Below are 18888 nucleotides of genomic sequence, written 5' to 3' on the forward strand. Positions count from 1 at the left end.
AGAGTTAAGCAAACACAATTAACGTTGAATATTTATTTATGCCATCTAACAGCCTAGTAGTAATGACCACGACCATTATTATTACCGACACGACACATGTTGGGGCAGGCTGCTGAGCGAAAGAAATTCACAAAAAAGGCCTGTATCCAACAAGATACAGGCCTTTTTTTATGCTTTTTTATCCAGAATTTAGACAAATTTAAGAAGATATACCGGAGGAAGGGATGCGAGTATTGAAGTTTGGCGGATCATCACTAGCTGATGCAGATCGCTTTTTGAGAGCGGCAGACATTATTGCCAATAACGCTCAACAAGAAGAAGTGGCGGTTGTTCTTTCCGCTCCTGGTAAAACAACAAACAAATTGGTTGCGGTCATTGAAGGCGCATTGCGCAATGGTGAAGCAGAACTACAAATCAAAGAGTTGGAGGAGTCGTTTAAAACGCTCTTCACTCAAGTCCAAGCAGTACTACCCAATATCGATGGTTCAGCTTTCGATAACCAAGTGAAAACTTCTCTCTCTCAATTACGCCAATTCGTTCATGGCATCAATCTTCTTGGCATGTGCCCAAACAATGTTAATGCACGTATTATTAGCAAAGGCGAACGCGTTTCGATTCAATTGATGAAAGCGGTGTTAGAAGCCAAAGGCCAGCCTGCACATCTTATCGACCCAGTTGAATACCTATACGCAAAAGGTGATCACCTTGAAGCCATGGTCGATGTTGAAGTTTCGACTCAGAACTTCCGCCAGAATCCTCTTCCTCAAGGTCATGTGAACATCATGCCTGGCTTTACCGCAGGTAACGAGAAAGGTGAATTGGTAACACTTGGTCGCAATGGCTCTGATTATTCGGCGGCGGTTCTTGCGGCGTGTCTGCGCGCAGATTGCTGTGAGATCTGGACAGACGTAGATGGTGTGTACAACTGTGACCCTCGCTTAGTCGAAGATGCTCGCCTACTTAAATCTCTTAGCTATCAAGAAGCGATGGAGCTTTCTTACTTCGGTGCTTCCGTTCTGCACCCGAAAACCATCGCCCCAATCGCACAGTTCCACATCCCATGTCTGATCAAAAACAGCTTTAACCCACAAGGTGCAGGAACTTTGATTGGGCAAGACACTGGTGAAGACAATCTGGCGATCAAAGGTATCACGACGCTAAACGACCTAACTATGGTTAACGTCTCCGGCCCAGGTATGAAGGGTATGGTTGGCATGGCAAGCCGCGTATTTGGCGCAATGTCTTCCGCTGGTGTGTCTATTGTTCTTATTACTCAGTCTTCTTCTGAGTACAGCATTAGCTTCTGTATTGAGGCAGAAGATAAAGCAAAAGCGCAACAAGTACTGGCCGATGCGTTTGAGTTGGAACTGAAAGATAGCTTATTAGAGCCGGTCGAGTTTATTGATAATGTTTCAATCATAACGTTGGTTGGTGACGGCATGCGTACATCGCGCGGTGTTGCATCTCGCTTCTTCTCATCTCTTGCTGAAGTGAACGTAAACATTGTAGCCATCGCACAGGGCTCATCTGAGCGTGCTATCTCAGCCGTGATTCCTGAAGATAAAATCTCTGAAGCGATCAAAGCGTGTCACGAAAACCTATTCAACTCTAAGCACTTCTTAGACGTATTCGTGGTTGGTATTGGTGGCGTTGGTGGTGAGCTGGTGGATCAGATCGAGCGTCAACAGGCGAAGCTTGCGGAAAAAGGCATCGTTATTCGCGTGTGTGGCTTGGCAAACAGCAAAGGTCTTCTGCTTGATAGTGAAGGTCTGCCACTCGATCATTGGCGTGATCGTATGTCGGCAGCGACAGAAGAGTTCAGCCTAGCGCGTTTGATTTCTTTGGTTCAACGTAACCACATCATCAACCCAGTATTGGTTGACTGTACATCAAGTGAAGATATTGCGAATCAATACGCTGATTTCCTAGCTGCTGGTTTCCATGTCGTTACACCAAATAAAAAAGCAAATACAGCAAGCATGGCTTACTACCATCAGCTTCGCGATGTTGCGCGCAGCTCTCGTCGCAAGCTGATGTACGAAACAACTGTGGGGGCGGGTCTACCGGTAATCGAAAACCTGCAAAACCTAATCTCAGCGGGTGATGAGCTAGAGCGCTTCAGCGGTATTCTTTCTGGCTCTCTGTCATACATCTTCGGTAAGTTAGATGAAGGTATGAGCCTAAGTGAAGCAACTAATATCGCAAAAGAAAATGGTTTTACTGAACCGGATCCTCGTGATGACCTTTCTGGTATGGATGTCGCGCGTAAGCTTCTGATCCTAGCTCGTGAAGCAGGCATGTCTCTAGAACTAGAAGACGTTGTGGTTGATCAAGCACTGCCACCAGGTTTTGATGATTCTGGTAGCGTTGATGAATTTATGGCGCGTTTACCTGAAGCAGACGCCTACTTTAAAGAATTATCTGCAAAGGCAGCGGAAGAAGGCAAAGTACTGCGCTACGTTGGTGAGATTAATGAGGGCAAGTGCACAGTAAGCATCGCTGCGGTGGATGAAAACGATCCAATGTATAAAATCAAGGACGGTGAAAACGCACTGGCATTTTACAGCCGTTACTATCAGCCAATCCCACTAGTGTTACGTGGCTATGGTGCAGGCACCGAAGTAACGGCTGCGGGTGTATTTTCTGACGTGATGCGTACTTTAGGTTGGAAACTAGGGGTATAACAATAATGAGTTCAAGTGATATGGATGTAGTGGTTTATGCCCCAGCATCAATTGGTAATGTAAGCGTTGGCTTTGATGTGCTGGGGGCTGCCGTGTCTCCAGTGGATGGCACACTATTGGGTGACCGTGTATTGGTGAAATCTGGGGCTGACCCGTTCAGCCTTAAAACGGCGGGTGATTTTGTTGAGAAATTGCCAACTGAACCAAAAGAGAACATCGTCTACGACTGTTGGCTTGTGTTTGCTCGTGAGTTAGACAAAAAAGGCGTTGAGCTAAAACCACTTGAGATGACGCTAGAAAAGAACATGCCAATTGGCTCTGGTTTAGGCTCAAGTGCATGTTCTATCGTTGCTGCATTAGATGCATTGAACCGATTCCATGGACAGCCACTTAACGAGACAGAATTACTAGCGCTGATGGGAGAGATGGAAGGCAAGATCTCTGGTGGTATTCACTACGACAACGTTGCGCCATGTTACCTTGGTGGTGTGCAACTGATGCTTGAAGAGTTGGGTATCATCAGTCAAGAAGTACCTTGCTTTGATGATTGGTACTGGGTGATGGCGTATCCGGGTATCAAGGTATCAACGGCGGAAGCGCGTGAGATCCTACCATCTCAATACCGCCGACAAGATATCATTGCTCATGGTCGCCACCTTGCGGGCTTTATTCATGCGTGTCATTCTGGTCAGCCAGAACTTGCTGCAAAAATGATCAAAGACGTGATCGCAGAACCGTATCGTGAGAAACTGCTTCCAGGTTTTGCGAATGCACGTCAATACGCAGCGTCTGCGGGTGCATTGGCAACCGGTATTTCTGGCAGTGGTCCGACACTGTTCAGTATTTGCAAAGAGAAAGATGTCGCTGAGCGAGTTGCTCGCTGGTTAGAACAAAACTACGTACAAAACGAAGAAGGATTCGTCCACGTTTGTCGTCTAGATAAGCAGGGTTCGAAAGTAACAGGAAGTGAGCTATGAAGCTTTACAATATAAAAGAAAATGATGAACAAGTTTCCTTTGGCCAAGCCGTTCGCCAAGGGTTAGGCCGTAACCAAGGTCTATTTTTTCCATCGGAATTACCAAAATTTGAAGATATCGATGCGCTGCTTGCAGAAGACTTTGTCTCTCGTAGCACTAAGATTTTATCGGCGTTAATTGGAGATGAACTTACAGAGGAGCAAGTGAATGCTCTTGTTGATGCTGCATTCCAATTCCCTGCGCCAATTAATCAGGTCAAAGACGGTGTTTACGCTCTGGAACTGTTCCATGGTCCAACGCTTGCATTTAAAGACTTTGGTGGTCGCTTTATGGCGCAATCTCTTGCTGCGGTTTCGGACGGCGGCAAGATCACTATTCTGACTGCAACTTCCGGCGATACTGGCGCAGCCGTTGCGCATGCTTTCTACGGTATGGAAGACATCAACGTTGTGATTCTTTACCCGAAAGGTAAGATCAGTCCACTGCAAGAGAAGCTATTCTGTACGCTTGGTAAGAACATTCACACTGTCGCGATCGATGGAGACTTCGATGCGTGTCAGGCACTGGTTAAGCAAGCTTTTGATGATTCTGCACTGCGTGAAGAGATCGGTCTGAACTCTGCAAACTCAATCAACATCAGCCGTTTGATGGCGCAAATCTGTTACTACTTTGAAGCAGCTGCGCAAATGAGCAAGCAAGAGCGTGAAAACCTAGTGGTATCAGTACCAAGCGGTAACTTCGGTAACCTAACTGCTGGTCTATTGGCAAAAGCGTTGGGCTTGCCTATCAAACGCTTTATCGCTGCAACTAATGCCAATGACACGGTTCCTCGCTACCTAGAAACAGGTAAGTGGGAGCCAAAACCAACAGTCGCAACAACATCGAACGCGATGGACGTGAGCCAACCAAACAACTGGCCTCGTATTGAAGAGCTGTGCCGTGTGAAAGAGTGGGGCTTGGAGACGTTAGGTAAAGGTGCAGTATCTGATGAGCAAAGCGCACAGTCAGTGAAAGACTTACATGCTCTAGGCTATCTATGCGAACCGCACGGTGCGATTGCTTACCGCGTTCTTGAAGAACAATTGCAAGACGGTGAAACCGGTCTGTTCCTATGTACTGCTCACCCTGCGAAGTTCAAAGAAGTCGTGGATGATATTCTAGAATCCGATATCGAGCTTCCTGCGCCACTAGCGAAGCACGCTGCGATGGAGCTGCTATCGGAAGAGCTCGACGCAGACTTTGACGCATTGAAACAAGTACTGCGCCGCGTGCAGTAAGCTTCAAAGTATAGTAAGTATCAAAAACAGAAATAACGAGAGGTGAATGAGTAATCATTCACCTTTTTTATTGTCGGTAAGTTTTGACTCTCTTTATGATTGAGAAACGAACTTAACTAAATGAGATGGAAAGAGAAGCATGCATTTTTTGATTTTTCTTGGCTCAGTGAGAGACAGCACGCCACCACGACCAGCCCGTTTAGGAATGCGAGTCAGTAAAGCGTGTGAAAAACTCATCGCGAGTCAACATTCGCAACATACGGTCGAAATCATCGACCCTTTGAATTACGACTTTGGTGATGTGTTTAAGCCTGAGTTTGCTTATCACCGCTCTAAAGTTCCGCAGCACCTAAGTGAGCTAGCAGACAAAATCAAACATGCGGATGGGTATGTGATGGTTAGCCCGGAATATAACCATTCGATGAGTCCTGCCTTGGCGAACATGCTTAACCATTTCGGCAGTTCGCTGTTTTCTTACAAGCCGAGTGCTATCGTGACCTACTCTGCAGGGCAATGGGGTGGCGCTCGTGCTGCAGTGTCGATGCGTACCTTCTTATCTGAACTTGGATGTCTACCTGTCTCTGCGATGATCCACATTCCGAAAGCGCAAGAAGTCTTTGATGAACAGGGCGTTGCTGCGGATGAGTCGGAGCAGACGCAGTGGGACAACTATATGAATCGCACTATGCATCAATTGATTTGGTGGGCAGAAGGGGCGTCACTGCAAAGAGATAGGCTTGATCCAACCTCTGTAGCGCAAGCGTTTCAGAAAGATCCTTCGCAAAGAAATGCACCTTAGAGGCGAGTTGCTTTCCATTATAGAAAGGGGTTAGAAGGATTCTGAAACAAAAAAGCTTGGTCATTGCTGACCAAGCTTTTTAAATTCTAGCGAGCTAGTTTACTGAGAGATTATAGAGTCTCAGTAAAAGTACGAGCGATTACATCACGTTGTTGCTCTGGAGTTAGCGAGTTAAAACGTACTGCGTAACCAGAAACACGAATAGTTAGTTGTGGGTATTTCTCTGGGTGTGCAACTGCATCTTCTAGTGTTTCGCGTTTAAGCACGTTCACGTTTAGGTGTTGGCCGCCTTCGATACGAGGAGCAGTTTCGATTGCAACTTCACGGCTTTCGTATTCACCTAGGTCGCTGATTGCGATAACTTGGTCTGCTTCGTAGCCAGCAGTTGCAGCAACACAACGAGCTTCATTTTTTTCGCTATCTAATAGCCAGATAGAGTTTAGTAGGTCGTCGTTTGCCGCTTTTGTAATTTGGATACCTTGGATCATCACTATCTCCTAGACCACTTACGTGGTGATTATTGGTGTTAATTTTCGAATTTTCGTTGAGCTGAGTATTATATAGCTAATATCCACTATTTTAATATTGATTTAAGTCAAAAAACAACCAAAAACATTATTTTTATTAAGGTGATTTTATTGAGTTAAATCAATAAAACCTTTGAAAACAAACCAATTACAATTTATTTGATAATATAAAAAATATTTAATAACTGGTTTTGTTGTAAATTTACTACAAATTGAGATTAAAGTTTAAACTGGTTAACGCAACTATCTGTATTTAGGTAGCAATACTGAAAGTCTAAAGTGATTAAATGACAAACATGAAAAACAAGCTTGGGAATAAACTCATTGGTGCACATGTCTCTGCTGCTGGTGGGGTCGATCAAGCTCCGTTGAGAGCTCGTGAAATTGGCGCGAATGCATTCGCACTATTTACAAAAAACCAACGCCAGTGGGTGGCGAAGCCTTTAGAAGCAAAAACCATCAGTGCGTTTAAAGCGAACTGTAAAATGCTGGGTTTCGGAGCAGAACATATTCTTCCCCATGATTCTTATCTGATTAACTTGGGTGCGCCGGAAGAAGAAAAGCTGAATAAATCCCGCGCGGCATTTATTGATGAAATGGAGCGTTGTAATCAGTTGGGGCTGACTTTGCTTAACTTCCATCCGGGTAGTCACCTAAAGAAAGTCTCTGAACAGGAGTGCCTCGCGACGATCGCCGAGTCGATCAATCTTGCGCATAAAGCGGTGCCGAATGTGATCGCTGTTATCGAGAATACGGCAGGTCAAGGCACTAACTTAGGCTGGAAGTTTGAGCACCTTGCTGAAATCATCGAGCAAGTGGAAGATAAAGATCGTGTCGGCGTTTGTATTGATACCTGCCATACCTTTACGGCTGGTTATGACTTACGTACAAAAGAAGATTGCGAGCGCACCTTTGCAGAGTTCGACCGTATCGTAGGTATGCACTATTTAAGAGCAATGCATCTAAATGATTCAAAAGTAGAGTTTGCCAGCAAAGTAGATCGCCACCATTCGCTAGGTAAAGGAGAGATCGGGTGGGATTGCTTTGAGTACATCGCGAAAGACCCTCGTTTTGATGGTATCCCTCTGATTTTGGAAACAATTGATCCAGATATTTGGCAGCAAGAGATCAACACGTTGCGTCAATTCCATTTAGCGGCCATTGACAGTTAATGGCGTAACCACAAAGTTGGCACCTTTCTTTCTTAGTCATTGAACATCAATCTCTGAATTAGCAAAGAAGGATGCCAACATGTCTCGACCATTCTCTTTTACTCCTTATACTTACACTCGTCGTGTGCTTCGCTTACCGATGCCTAATCGTCACATTACCGGACAGGGGCATTTTCGAACGCCACAGAAGCATTAGTCTTTTATTACTTGTCTCAAGTTCGTGGTAAGTTTTTGTTTGTTTGAGTTTCGCTCGTTAGAATAGAAGCAAAATTTAGGACAGGAACTTTCCATGAATCAGTCACCCACTTGGCACGATGTGATCGGCGAAGAGAAAAAGCAGAGCTACTTTGTAGACACCTTGAATTTTGTTGAAGCCGAACGCGCCGCAGGCAAAGCTATTTTTCCTCCCGCAAAAGATGTCTTTAACGCGTTTCGTTTTACCGAGTTCAAAGACGTTAAGGTCGTGATTCTAGGACAAGACCCATACCACGGCCCAAATCAGGCGCATGGCCTGTGTTTCTCTGTACTTCCTGGCATTAAAACGCCACCGTCACTGGTTAATATGTATAAAGAGCTGGCGCAAGATATTGAAGGTTTCCAAATCCCTCAGCATGGTTTTTTGCAAAGCTGGGCTGAACAAGGCGTATTGTTACTCAATACGGTATTAACGGTGGAGCAAGGTAAAGCGCATTCACATTCAAAGACAGGTTGGGAAACGTTTACTGACCGAGTGATTGAAGCCATTAATCAGCATCAAGAAGGTGTAGTGTTCTTGCTGTGGGGGTCACACGCGCAGAAGAAAGGGCGCTTTATCGATCGCAACAAGCACCATGTGTTAGCTGCCCCACACCCATCGCCACTTTCTGCACATCGAGGCTTTTTCGGTTGTAAGCATTTCTCTCAAGCAAACCAGTTGCTTACATCACAAGAAAAAGCACCAATTAACTGGCATTTGCCATTAACTGTATAAATGAAGAGACAGCGATCATGGATGGTATGATCGCTGTTTTTTTGAGCACGCTCGAGGCTGATAGTAAATTTCTCATGTACACTTACTAAAAGTAGGTGTTAAGGAGAGACGCTATGATGATCGAAAGAATTCGACGCGAACATGGTTATATGGTTCGTCTGTTGGCGATACTGCGCCATAAGCTTAATGAGATAAAAAAAGAACGTGTAATCAACTATGCGTTAGTAAGCGAGATTGTTGATTACCTCTCTAATCATTCGGAGAAAGTACACCACCCGAAAGAAGATATCCTCTATCACCACTTTCTTGAACACTATGGTAAGCAACAAACCATGGAAAATTTAGAGAAAGAACATCTAGAGTTAGCGAGTAAAACCAGAGAGTTTTCATCCGTGATAGAGATGATCCTTCAGGATGCTGTTGTGCCACAAGACATGTTCGTCGCTCACCTAGAAGATTTCATTGAATCGCAAAGGCGCCACTTGGAGCTAGAAGAGCGAAAAATTTTGCCTCTCATTGAAGAGTTATTTACCACAGAAGATTGGCAGCATGTCGAGAGCTTATGGAGCGTCAGTGAGGATGACCCTGTATTTGGTGACACGATTGCTGATCGTTATAAGCAGTTGGCCGAACGTGTTCGTCAAAGTGATACTGAGTATGTTTAAGACTGAATGATGAAACCTGAGCGAGCGAAAGTCGTCTCTCGGGTTTGTGAGATACACTTCTTATTTATTGGGAATCAAACGAAAATTTCGTGTGCATATTTCTCGGCAAAAAGTACGGAAGATTCTCATTGAGTAATAATGGTATTCATACTTAAACCTTGGTACATAAACTCACGGTGTTTACGGTCACTGTAAACAAAAAACAAAAGGCACCCGTAAGGTGCCTTTTGTTTGAATTAGAGTTTAATGTCTTCCAAGTTATAATCGGTACAGACATCAAGTTCGCGCAGCTCTTTAAGCAAATTGCGTCTGTCGTTCATCTCTTCTATTTCACGCCACTTTCGCTTTACTGGTTTGGCACGAGATTTGGTTGTTGAGGTAGTATCCAGATTAAAAATGTCATCTAGTTGAAAGCCTTCCATAAGCCACCTTTACCTTTCTTAAGCTAAACTGTTGTAACCAGTCCTTGTGGAGTTTTTTAAGTACCACAATAGCCGTGAGAATAACCATGATATATTTCGCATTTGTGTCGGTAGCATGACATTTTCGTGCAAAAATATTCTCAAAATCACACTTTTTATTGCAACTATGTGGATAAAAAATGCACAAACGATCTCAAGAAAACGATTAAATAGAGAGATTTTCTATGTTAATTCGATTTGATGAATGGGTGCACTGCGCAAAGGTTAAAGTTGCATAAAATCAGTTTGATGAAATAGTGTTCAATTAGATGGTAAGTCACTAGCGTAAATTTATGTAACACCTTGTGAATACTAGCTTGTTCTTGTTTATACGGTTTACCATTCCATTTAATGAAGAATAATTATTTATGTTGGCGTTTGGTAATTGAAATGTTGCGCAGTTTGAGTGTTAAGTCTTCTATTTATGTTATTTTTTGGTGACTTTATAGTGAAAAATAACAATGTTATTCTTGTTGTTGCATATTGATTTTTGCGCTCCTAGGTTGCATTATCCGCCCGTCAAAAAATACGCTGGTACGTAAAATGGATGCATGAAGCGACGTTTACGATTCTAGATTGCCCATAAACATTACTTAAAAAGCTAAGCACACTTTGACACTTAGCAGGCAATTTGGTGGATGGCTAGGACGCATAGACTGGCGCAACTCACTTTGAGGTACACATGACAGACTTAATCAATTTGATGAACGATCTCCTCTGGGGCTCGATTCTGGTTTATCTTCTTGTTGGTGTTGGTATTTACTTCACCGTTCGATTAGGGTTCATTCAGTTCCGCCATTTCGGCCACATGTTCTCTGTTCTTAAGAACAGCCGTAAAGCAGACAAAGCTGGTATTTCCTCTTTCCAAGCGCTTTGTACTAGTCTTGCTGCACGTGTTGGTACAGGTAACATGGCGGGCGTTGCAGTTGCATTGACTGCGGGTGGTCCTGGTGCGATCTTCTGGATGTGGCTGATTGCAATGCTTGGTATGGCAACATCGTTTGCTGAGAGCACACTGGCGCAGCTATACAAAACCAAAGATGATGATGGCAACTACCGTGGTGGCCCTGCCTACTACATGGAAAAAGGCCTGGGCATGCGTTGGATGGGCGTGTTGTTCTCAGTTTTCCTAATCATCGCTTTTGGTTTGGTATTCAACGCCGTACAAGCTAACTCAATTGCCAATGCAATGAGCAACGCATTTGGTTGGAATAATCTGTATGTCGGTATTGCCGTTGTTTTACTGTCTGCAATTGTTATTTTTGGTGGCATCAAGCGTATCGCAAGAGTTGCTGAGATGATCGTTCCGATCATGGCACTACTTTATCTAGCTCTAGCGCTGTTCATCATGTTCTCTAACCTAGAGAAATTACCTGATGTATTGATGCTTATCTTTAAGAGTGCATTTGGTCTGCAAGAAGCAGCAGCAGGTGGTCTTGGCTACGCAATTGCACAGGCAATGATTAACGGTATCAAGCGCGGTCTATTCTCGAATGAAGCAGGTATGGGTTCTGCACCTAACGCGGCAGCTTCAGCAACACCTTACCCACCACACCCAGCGTCTCAAGGTTACGTACAGATGCTAGGCGTGTTCATGGATACGATCGTTATCTGTTCTGCAACAGTGGCTATCATCCTGATGTCTGGTGAGTATGTCGGTCAAGCAACAGAAGTGACGGGTATCGAGCTAACTCAGCGTGCATTGAGCTCACAAGTTGGCGATTGGGGCGGCATCTTTGTTGCTGTGGCAATCTTCTTCTTTGCGTTTACTTCAATCATTGCAAACTACTCGTACGCTGAAACGAACTTAATCTTCCTAGAGCACAATCATAAAGCGGGCTTAAGCATTTTCCGCGTTATTGTTCTTGGTATGGTGATGTTTGGTGCACTAGCTTCGTTACCAGTCGTATGGTCGCTTGCTGACGTCTCTATGGGTCTGATGGCGATAGTCAACTTGGTGGCGATCATCTTGCTATCTGGCATCGTGATTAAACTGGCCAAAGATTACAATCGCCAGCTTGGTGAAGGCAAAGTGCCAACATTTGATGCGAATGATTTCCCAGAGCTGAAATCTCAGCTTGAAGAAGGCATTTGGTACAACGATAAAAAAGACTAAGTGAGCTATCACTCATAGTTGAAAGCTATTAGTACGATGTAAAAAGCCATGCAGACAATGCATGGCTTTTTTTGTACCCTATTAAAAACAAAATTAGAGAAGGGAAAGTCATGCTTATCGTAGTTTCTCCAGCGAAGACTCTTGATTACGAGTCTCCGTTAGCGACAGAAAAATTTACTCAACCTGAGTTGGTCGAATACTCAAAAGAGCTTATCGATGTTTGCCGCAAACTGACTCCTGCTGATGTTGCCTCTTTAATGAAAGTGAGCGACAAGATTGCCGATTTAAATGTAGGTCGATTCCAAGAGTGGAGTGAAACGTTTACCACTGAAAACTCACGACAAGCCATTCTTGCATTTAAAGGTGACGTTTACACAGGGCTAGACGCCGAAAGTTTATCTGAAGCGGACTTCGAATATGCTCAAGATCATCTGCGTATGCTATCGGGTCTTTATGGTTTACTAAAACCACTTGATTTGATGCAGCCATACCGTCTTGAAATGGGTACCAAGCTTGCAAACGACAAAGGTACGAACTTGTACCAGTTTTGGGGCAATGTTATTACGGACAAGCTTAACGAAGCGATTTCTGCTCAAGGTGATAATGTCCTTATCAACCTTGCATCAAATGAATACTTTAAAGCGGTTAAGCCAAAGAATTTAGATGCGCAAGTGATCACGCCAGTATTCAAAGATTGTAAGAATGGTCAATACAAGGTCATCAGTTTTTACGCGAAGAAAGCGCGCGGTATGATGGCGCGTTACATCATTGAAAACCGTGTTGAGAGCGTTGCAGACCTGACTAAGTTTGATACGGTGGGTTACTACTTTGTGGAAGATGAATCGACGCCAACAGAGTTAGTATTTAAACGCGAAGAGCAAAAATAAAGCTGATTGAGACGTAGTCTACGTTAATCTCTATCAGCACAAACGAAAAAGGGTTGGCATTGCCAACCCTTTGTTATTTTCTAGCTTGAGCTACTTGGCCCCAACAAGATTACTTCTTCTTAGCGGTTTTCTTTTTCGCTACTTTTTTCTTGTCGTCTTTTTTCTTTTTCTTCTTAAACACAGGCTTTTTGTGTTTAGGACGCATCTCTTTCACGAAACGCTCTTTGATGTCTTCTTTCACATAACGTGCAACGCGATCCATCATTGGTTGGTCGTGTGCTTCTACGATTGAGATAGCGTTACCTTTCTTACCTGCGCGAGCCGTACGGCCGATACGGTGAAGGTAAACATCAGCCGTGCGCGGCATGTCGTAGTTGATAACGTGTGATACATCCGGAAGATCGATACCACGCGCAGCAACGTCCGTCGCGAGCAGCACGTTCACAGTTCCATCGCGGAAGCGAGAAATCGCATTGTTACGACGATCTTGCGGCATTTCACCTTGAATCCAAGAACATGGAATCTGTGCACTTTCAAGCTGCGCTCGTAGCTCAGCCAAACGCTCACGAGTCTTTAAAAAGACGATAGTGCGCTCAGCTTGCTGAGTAATAATGTGTTTTAGTAATTCCAGTTTGTGTTCAGCATCATCAGCTCGGTGGTACCACTGAGCAATTTTCTTACGCTCACGCAGCGGCGATTTTGCATCGATCTCTGCTGGGTCATTCAACAGATCAGCGGTAAAGCCTTCTACGCCTTTCCCTTCTAACGTTGCTGAGAACAGAAGGGTTTGCTTACGCCAGCGACATTCGTTAGATAGGCGATCGACAGTAGGGGCAAAACCCATATCTAGCATACGGTCTGCTTCATCAAGGATTAACCATTCGATTGCACGACAATCAAAACGTTCTGCATCAATGTATTCTTTTAAACGGCCAGGTGTCGCAACCACAATGTCTTGTGTTGTTGCAAGGATGTCGGCGTGCTCTTGGTACTGAACACCACCAGTGATGGTGAAAATGTTGAGTTTGGTATTTTTTGCCAAAGCACGTGCTTGATCGGCAATTTGCATCGCCAGTTCGCGAGTAGGCGTTAGGATCAAAATACGCGCAGGCCCAGGCTTACGACGAGGGAAGTCTTGCAAGTATTGCAATGCTGGCAGGACGAAGGCGGCCGTTTTACCAGTTCCTGTTGGCGCTGACGCTAGAATGTCACGACCGTCCAACGCTTGTGGAATCGCTTCTGCCTGAATTTTTGTTGGGCGTTCGTAACCCATCTCTTCAATGGCTTCAAGTAGGTTTTGGTCTAGATCAAGTTCAGCAAAGGTTCTGATCACAATGAGTTCTCCACAAGCAAAGCTTGGTTAATGGTTCGCCACAACAGCATAGAATACAAAAAGGTCGCACATTATAAAGTGATTGGTGATAAGGATCACATGTTATTTCACATCTTAAGATAAAACTCGCGAGTTAACTGGATGAAATCATCACTATAGCGGTCATTTGAACGGATAATTAAATGTGACGTTTGCGAATCGCAAGGTCGTTTTGACAGTTCAAATAACAATCGGTGTACTGGTTTCTTTTCTGATGGTTGCACACGACAGATCCTCGATAGATACCAACCTTGGTTTAATGCTAGCTCAATGAACTGCTCGCCTTCGGTGATTGGCAACACAAAACTAGCCCTCCCTTCGTCATCAAGCAAATGATAGCAACGCTGCAGCAATACGTTATGGCCTAGCGTATCTGTGTGCCTCGCGGTTGCACGTTGACTGTGTTTCGATTGCTCGCCGCTGTTGAAGTAGGGCGGGTTACAAATGATGCGTTGGAATGGATGTGTCGGCGTAAAGTGCAGTATGTCGGTGTGATGCACACTTACACGATCTGACCAAGGAGACTGGGCTATATTTTTTTGCGCGGCAGCAACTGCTGTTAGTTCGATATCGACCGCGGTTATTTGAGCTTCTGTAAAGCGTTGAGCACACATTAGGGCAAGCAGGCCAGTGCCAGTGCCAATATCGAGAATTTTAGCGTCGTTAGGGCTTTGAATCCAAGCACCAAGCATTACCCCATCTGTGCTGACTGGCATACCACTCTCGCCGCCCTCAATACAAAATTGCTTAAAATTGAAGCCTTTAGTTTTCAGTTTTTTGTTCTTCATGATTGTTTTATATTTGCTCAATAATTAAGTAGATTGCTCTATTGTTTATTAATTGTATAGATTGTTGTTTTGTTGGTTATTAAATTGTATTGTTAATTGATCGAGATAAAGAACTGGTCTGTTATTTGGATCTGGTTATATCCACTGCTTTTAAGTTTGAAAACTAAATTAATATGGTGTTTTTTTCTTAAAGGTTGCCAAATGATGAGTCTTTCGTCATTATGCGGCGAAAATTTTATAGATTGAACCACGTGTACTTATTGACTTTAGGTATACAAAAAGTGGTCTAAGCATACACAACATTCATTAATTAAAAGACAAGGGTTATCTGTGAAGCAGACGTTAAAACTAACAGATATTATCGCAGTAGGCTTTATGCTATTTGCGTTCTTTTTAGGTGCGGGCAATATTATCTTTCCACCTCTAGCGGGTCAGTTAGCGGGTGAAAACTTAATGCCAGCTATGTTTGGTTTCTTGCTAACAGCGGTAGGTCTACCTCTTATTACTATCGTTGCTATTGCTGTTGCTGGTGGTTCTTGGGATCACTTGACGCAAGATCTTCCGAAAAAAGCGGCAGTTCTTATGGCTGCACTGATTTTCATCATCATTGGTCCTGCGTTTGCAGCGCCTCGTACTGGCCTAGTGGCTTACGAGATGGCGGTGAAACCTTTCTTCCTTGAGGCGTCACAAACGCATCTGACAGCGTTCTCAGTGATCTTCTTTATCGCAGCGATGATGTTCTCATGGTTCCAAGGCCGTTTGATCGATCTTATCGGTAAAGTACTGACACCAGCATTGTTCGTTGGTTTGATCATTCTTGCTGTCGCTGTCTTCCTTGATCCTCAGGGCGATATGATTGGCGCGCACGGTGAATACCTAACGCAGCCTCTGACCAAAGGCTTCTTAGAAGGCTACAACACAATGGATACGTTCGCGTCATTGATGTTTGGTATGCTGATGGTTGATGCACTGCGCGGCAAAGGCATTACTGAGCGCTCTGCTACTACTAAATATCTGATCTATGCAGGTTGTATTGCTGCTGCTGGTCTTGCGTTTGTTTACATCTCACTATTTTACTTAGGTGCGACGAGTGCAACTGTTGCTGCTGGTGCTGATAATGGCGGCCTAGTGCTTAGCCAATACGTTCAAGCGTTGTTTGGTCCATACGGTCAAATCGTTCTGTCTGTCATCGTATTGCTAGCGTGTCTGACAACCGCGATTGGCTTGATTTCTGCGTGTTCAGATTTCTTCAGCTCGAAAACACCACTGTCATACAAGCAATGGGTACTGATTAATGGTTCTGTTTGTGCATTGGTTGCAAACGTTGGTCTTGCGCAGCTGATTTCTCTGTCAGTGCCAGTATTGTTTGCGCTGTACCCTGTGGCGATTGCGTTGGTTGCACTAACATTTGTGCGCAGCAAACTGCCGAATCCACGCTTTGCTTACCGTGCAGTACTGCTTGTATCTCTACTGTTTGCGTTGGTTGATGCGGCAAAAGTATCGGGTATTGATGTTTCTGCGTTTAACATGTTGCCACTATTCGAAGTCGGCATGGGTTGGGTGCTTCCAACATTTGCGGCTATCGTGTGCATGTTCTTCATCGCGAAACCTCGCCCAGAGCTAGCACAAGAAACCGCGTAATCACTTCGCGTTATCAAGATAATAAAAAGCCCGATGAATTACTTCATCGGGCTTTTTACTTTTTTAATGATTACGTGTTTGCGCTATCAAAGCGTGTCGTGGAATTCCACAAGAACTTGTTCACACCATTTTTCGATGCGTTCATCACTCAGTTCGTACTGTGAGTCTTCATCTAACGCAAGTCCAACAAACTTGCTGCCATCTTCGATCAATGCTTTCGATGCTTCAAATTCGTAGCCTTCATTTGGCCAGTAACCGATAAAGGTTGCGCCTGTGGCTTGTAATTCATCGTGAAGTAAGCCCATCGCATCTAAATACCACTCTCCGTAACCTTCTTGGTCACCCAGACCAAACAGCGCTACAACTTTGCCTTTCAGTGGCGTGGTCGCGATGTCTTGCCAAATCGCGTTCCAATCTTCTTGAATTTCACCAAAATCCCAAGTTGAGATGCCAAGGAGTAATAAGTCGTAGTCCGCCATTAGTGATAACGGTGTCTCTTTCACATTGTGAATGTCGACAAGGTCTTCACCAATAAGGGTACGAATTTTCTCTGCTGCCATTTCGGTGTAGCAGGTCGTTGAGCCGTAAAAGAGTCCGATTTTCATTATATTCGTCGTTATTTGTGTTGCTGTTGTGGAAGATTCTAACCATAAATTGAGGAAGATTGCAGCGAATATCCTATGTGGGATGATTTTTTATGGTATTGGATTGGCAGGTGCTTTAATCTAAATACTGTAAATATAAACAGATAAGGAAGCATTCATGACGGCACAACAGCCTGTCAATCAACAAGATTTTTCGCTTGTTGAGCAATTCTTAGATGCGATGTGGATGGAGCGTGGCCTATCAGAGAACACGTTGGCTTCCTACCGAAACGATTTAATGAAGCTGCTCGTGTGGATGGAAAAACATCGATACCGTCTTGATTTTATCAGTTTGTCTGGCTTGCAAGAATATCAAAGCCACCTTGTAGACTTAGATTACAAACAGACGTCCCGTGCGCGTATGTTGTCGGCTATTCGTCGTTTATTTCAATACCTGCATCGTGAGAAGGTGCGTGCTGATGACCCGAGTGCGCTTTTGGTTAGTCCTAAACTGCCACAACGTTTACCCAAAGATATTAGTGAAGAGCAAGTGGACGCGTTGCTCGAAGCGCCAGACCCGAATGACCCTATAGAATTGCGCGATAAAGCGATGCTAGAGCTACTCTACGCGACAGGGTTGCGTGTGACAGAGCTCGTCAGTTTGACCATGGAAAATGTTAGCTTGCGCCAAGGGGTGGTGCGCGTGACTGGTAAAGGTGGTAAAGAACGCCTGGTTCCTATGGGGGAAAACGCGGTCGATTGGATCGAGACGTTCATTCAACAAGGGCGTCCTGCGTTACTTGGTGATACATCATCTGATATTGTTTTTCCTAGTAAACGCGCAAGACAGATGACTCGTCAGACGTTTTGGCACCGTATTAAGTACTATGCTTTGATAGCAGGGATTGATACTGATCAGCTGTCGCCGCACGTACTGCGTCATGCCTTTGCCACGCATTTATTGAACTATGGCGCAGATCTCAGGGTCGTACAGATGCTTTTAGGACATAGTGACTTATCGACCACGCAAATTTATACTCACGTGGCGACTGAACGATTGAAGCAGATCCACAGTCAACACCACCCAAGAGCATAACAATGGTTAGATTCATCCATGTCTTCTTGGAAAAACGATTTTACATTAAGGTGAATTTCATGAGCGTATTACGCCGACTAACTCTGCTGACTTTACCATTTTTTGTTACCGCTTGTGGTGCAGAAGAAAGTCAGGCTCAAACGGAGACTCCTGCGCAACAAGTGGCGCCAGCTGCACAAAGCGGCTTTGATGAAGCAGCATTAAAAACTAAGTTCTCAAAGCTTGGTTTATCTATCGTTGATATTCAACCATCAGACGTCGCTGGCTTATTGGAAATTCAAACCAATGGCGGGATCCTGTTTGCTTCAAATGATGGTAGCCATTTTATCGCCGGTACGCTTTATGCCATTAATGATGATGGCAGTTACAAAGATGTCATAGCAGAGCGTCAAGCGCCGCTTAACGCCGAGAAAATTGCTCAGTTCTCCGATAGCATGATCGAATACAAAGCCGACGATGAAAAGTATGTTGTGACCGTATTCACTGATATCACCTGTGGTTACTGTGTGCGTCTGCATAGCCAAATGCAAGGCTATAATGATCTAGGTATTACAGTGCGTTACATGGCTTACCCTCGCCAAGGTGCAACTGGCCCTGTGGCAGAGCAAATGGCAACGATTTGGTGTGCTGAAGATCCGGCGTCGGCAATGCACAACGCGAAAGTGAATCGTACATTTGATAACCCTGCGAAAGACTTGAAACAGTGTAAAGAAACCATCCAGGCGCATTACAATCTAGGTCGCCAATTGGGTATTTCTGGTACGCCAGCAATCTTCTTACCGAATGGCGAAATGGTTGGTGGCTACCTACCACCTGCAGAGCTATTGAAACGTTTAAAGCAACTATAATCCTTTAGGAGCAGAGCCGGCAAA

Annotated in this window: 18 protein-coding genes and 1 other annotated feature; of the genes, 13 read left to right on the forward strand and 5 right to left on the reverse strand. The window is 44.4% G+C overall.

The genetic code is table 11. The annotated features are described in order from the left end of the window. Positions 1 to 51 precede the first annotated feature (51 nt). Positions 52 to 171, forward strand: a sequence feature (Thr leader region). The 5 genes from N646_RS23785 to N646_RS13170 all read left to right on the forward strand — a co-directional run bounded on the left by N646_RS23785 (position 63) and on the right by N646_RS13170 (position 5737). Further along, the gene (locus tag N646_RS23785) at positions 63 to 116 is read left to right on the forward strand and encodes a hypothetical protein (protein WP_229601119.1); all 54 of its coding nucleotides are present in this window, start codon (positions 63 to 65) and stop codon (positions 114 to 116) included. Its footprint overlaps the feature before it by 54 nt. A gap of 53 nt (positions 172 to 224) precedes the next feature. Then, entirely contained in the window at positions 225 to 2684 is a 2460-nt protein-coding gene (gene thrA / locus N646_RS13155) for a bifunctional aspartate kinase/homoserine dehydrogenase I (protein WP_017821509.1), read from the forward strand. Between the two features lie 20 nt (positions 2685 to 2704). Further along, the gene (thrB, locus tag N646_RS13160; RefSeq protein WP_017635074.1) at positions 2705 to 3661 is read left to right on the forward strand and encodes a homoserine kinase; all 957 of its coding nucleotides are present in this window, start codon (positions 2705 to 2707) and stop codon (positions 3659 to 3661) included. Next, a complete protein-coding gene (gene thrC / locus N646_RS13165) occupies positions 3658 to 4938 on the forward strand; it encodes a threonine synthase (protein WP_005381818.1) in 1281 nt (426 codons plus the stop codon). Before thrB ends, thrC begins: the two co-directional genes overlap by 4 nt. A gap of 139 nt (positions 4939 to 5077) precedes the next feature. Beyond that, positions 5078 to 5737 (forward strand): NADPH-dependent FMN reductase, encoded by a 660-nt coding sequence (locus N646_RS13170; RefSeq protein ID WP_005382842.1) that lies wholly within the window; start codon positions 5078 to 5080, stop codon positions 5735 to 5737. Positions 5738 to 5847: 110 nt separating this feature from the next. On the opposite strand, the gene grcA is transcribed toward N646_RS13170, so the two are convergent. Next, positions 5848 to 6225, reverse strand: a complete 378-nt coding sequence (gene grcA / locus N646_RS13175; RefSeq protein WP_005381814.1) for an autonomous glycyl radical cofactor GrcA — start codon at positions 6223 to 6225, stop codon at positions 5848 to 5850. Positions 6226 to 6551: 326 nt separating this feature from the next. Here grcA and nfo point away from each other — a divergent pair, with 326 nt between their 5' ends. The 3 genes from nfo to N646_RS13190 all read left to right on the forward strand — a co-directional run bounded on the left by nfo (position 6552) and on the right by N646_RS13190 (position 9071). Continuing rightward, positions 6552 to 7436: a deoxyribonuclease IV gene (nfo, locus tag N646_RS13180; RefSeq protein ID WP_017821508.1), complete on the forward strand. Its 885-nt coding sequence runs from the start codon at positions 6552 to 6554 to the stop codon at positions 7434 to 7436. Positions 7437 to 7725: 289 nt separating this feature from the next. Beyond that, complete coding sequence (gene ung / locus N646_RS13185) at positions 7726 to 8406, forward strand: uracil-DNA glycosylase (protein ID WP_005382846.1); 681 nt, start codon at positions 7726 to 7728, stop codon at positions 8404 to 8406. A 113-nt stretch (positions 8407 to 8519) separates the two neighbouring features. After that, positions 8520 to 9071 carry a hemerythrin domain-containing protein gene (locus N646_RS13190; protein ID WP_017821507.1) on the forward strand — a complete coding sequence of 184 codons (552 nt, stop codon included), beginning with the start codon at positions 8520 to 8522 and terminating at the stop codon, positions 9069 to 9071. Positions 9072 to 9307: 236 nt separating this feature from the next. Here the strand turns inward: N646_RS13190 and N646_RS13195 are convergent, their stop codons facing one another. Continuing rightward, on the reverse strand, positions 9308 to 9493 hold the full coding sequence (locus N646_RS13195) for a DUF3545 family protein (RefSeq protein WP_005381805.1): 186 nt from the start codon (positions 9491 to 9493) through the stop codon (positions 9308 to 9310). Between the two features lie 721 nt (positions 9494 to 10214). On the opposite strand from N646_RS13195, the gene N646_RS13200 reads away from it, so the two are divergent. Then, positions 10215 to 11648 carry an alanine/glycine:cation symporter family protein gene (locus N646_RS13200; protein ID WP_005381800.1) on the forward strand — a complete coding sequence of 478 codons (1434 nt, stop codon included), beginning with the start codon at positions 10215 to 10217 and terminating at the stop codon, positions 11646 to 11648. 110 nt (positions 11649 to 11758) lie between these two features. Further along, positions 11759 to 12535 (forward strand): peroxide stress protein YaaA, encoded by a 777-nt coding sequence (yaaA, locus tag N646_RS13205; protein ID WP_017821506.1) that lies wholly within the window; start codon positions 11759 to 11761, stop codon positions 12533 to 12535. 109 nt (positions 12536 to 12644) lie between these two features. Here yaaA and srmB read toward each other — a convergent pair whose 3' ends face one another. After that, complete coding sequence (gene srmB, locus N646_RS13210; protein WP_005381797.1) at positions 12645 to 13868, reverse strand: ATP-dependent RNA helicase SrmB; 1224 nt, start codon at positions 13866 to 13868, stop codon at positions 12645 to 12647. A 107-nt stretch (positions 13869 to 13975) separates the two neighbouring features. Next, positions 13976 to 14695 carry a tRNA1(Val) (adenine(37)-N6)-methyltransferase gene (locus N646_RS13215; protein WP_017821505.1) on the reverse strand — a complete coding sequence of 240 codons (720 nt, stop codon included), beginning with the start codon at positions 14693 to 14695 and terminating at the stop codon, positions 13976 to 13978. Between the two features lie 330 nt (positions 14696 to 15025). Here N646_RS13215 and brnQ point away from each other — a divergent pair, with 330 nt between their 5' ends. Further along, on the forward strand, positions 15026 to 16336 hold the full coding sequence (gene brnQ / locus N646_RS13220) for a branched-chain amino acid transport system II carrier protein (protein ID WP_005381792.1): 1311 nt from the start codon (positions 15026 to 15028) through the stop codon (positions 16334 to 16336). 86 nt (positions 16337 to 16422) lie between these two features. Here brnQ and fldB read toward each other — a convergent pair whose 3' ends face one another. Next, on the reverse strand, positions 16423 to 16941 hold the full coding sequence (gene fldB, locus N646_RS13225) for a flavodoxin FldB (RefSeq protein ID WP_005381790.1): 519 nt from the start codon (positions 16939 to 16941) through the stop codon (positions 16423 to 16425). Between the two features lie 157 nt (positions 16942 to 17098). Here fldB and xerD point away from each other — a divergent pair, with 157 nt between their 5' ends. Both xerD and dsbC read left to right on the forward strand, forming a co-directional pair. Next, positions 17099 to 18016, forward strand: a complete 918-nt coding sequence (gene xerD / locus N646_RS13230) for a site-specific tyrosine recombinase XerD (RefSeq protein ID WP_005381788.1) — start codon at positions 17099 to 17101, stop codon at positions 18014 to 18016. A 59-nt stretch (positions 18017 to 18075) separates the two neighbouring features. After that, entirely contained in the window at positions 18076 to 18864 is a 789-nt protein-coding gene (gene dsbC, locus N646_RS13235) for a bifunctional protein-disulfide isomerase/oxidoreductase DsbC (RefSeq protein ID WP_005381786.1), read from the forward strand. Positions 18865 to 18888: the final 24 nt, after the last annotated feature.

It is taken from the genome of Vibrio alginolyticus NBRC 15630 = ATCC 17749, assembly GCF_000354175.2.
Lineage (GTDB): Bacteria > Pseudomonadota > Gammaproteobacteria > Enterobacterales > Vibrionaceae > Vibrio > Vibrio alginolyticus.

Coding starts and splice junctions, on each gene's coding strand:
- N646_RS13215 (WP_017821505.1), bottom strand. CDS start 14,695: ATGAAGAACAAAAAACTGAAAACTAAAGGCTTCAATTTTAAGCAATTT.
- dsbC (WP_005381786.1), top strand. CDS start 18,076: ATGAGCGTATTACGCCGACTAACTCTGCTGACTTTACCATTTTTTGTT.
- yaaA (WP_017821506.1), top strand. CDS start 11,759: ATGCTTATCGTAGTTTCTCCAGCGAAGACTCTTGATTACGAGTCTCCG.
- N646_RS13200 (WP_005381800.1), top strand. CDS start 10,215: ATGACAGACTTAATCAATTTGATGAACGATCTCCTCTGGGGCTCGATT.
- thrC (WP_005381818.1), top strand. CDS start 3,658: ATGAAGCTTTACAATATAAAAGAAAATGATGAACAAGTTTCCTTTGGC.
- xerD (WP_005381788.1), top strand. CDS start 17,099: ATGACGGCACAACAGCCTGTCAATCAACAAGATTTTTCGCTTGTTGAG.
- N646_RS13170 (WP_005382842.1), top strand. CDS start 5,078: ATGCATTTTTTGATTTTTCTTGGCTCAGTGAGAGACAGCACGCCACCA.
- N646_RS13190 (WP_017821507.1), top strand. CDS start 8,520: ATGATGATCGAAAGAATTCGACGCGAACATGGTTATATGGTTCGTCTG.
- thrA (WP_017821509.1), top strand. CDS start 225: ATGCGAGTATTGAAGTTTGGCGGATCATCACTAGCTGATGCAGATCGC.
- nfo (WP_017821508.1), top strand. CDS start 6,552: ATGACAAACATGAAAAACAAGCTTGGGAATAAACTCATTGGTGCACAT.
- N646_RS13195 (WP_005381805.1), bottom strand. CDS start 9,493: ATGGAAGGCTTTCAACTAGATGACATTTTTAATCTGGATACTACCTCA.
- ung (WP_005382846.1), top strand. CDS start 7,726: ATGAATCAGTCACCCACTTGGCACGATGTGATCGGCGAAGAGAAAAAG.
- grcA (WP_005381814.1), bottom strand. CDS start 6,225: ATGATCCAAGGTATCCAAATTACAAAAGCGGCAAACGACGACCTACTA.
- thrB (WP_017635074.1), top strand. CDS start 2,705: ATGGATGTAGTGGTTTATGCCCCAGCATCAATTGGTAATGTAAGCGTT.
- fldB (WP_005381790.1), bottom strand. CDS start 16,941: ATGAAAATCGGACTCTTTTACGGCTCAACGACCTGCTACACCGAAATG.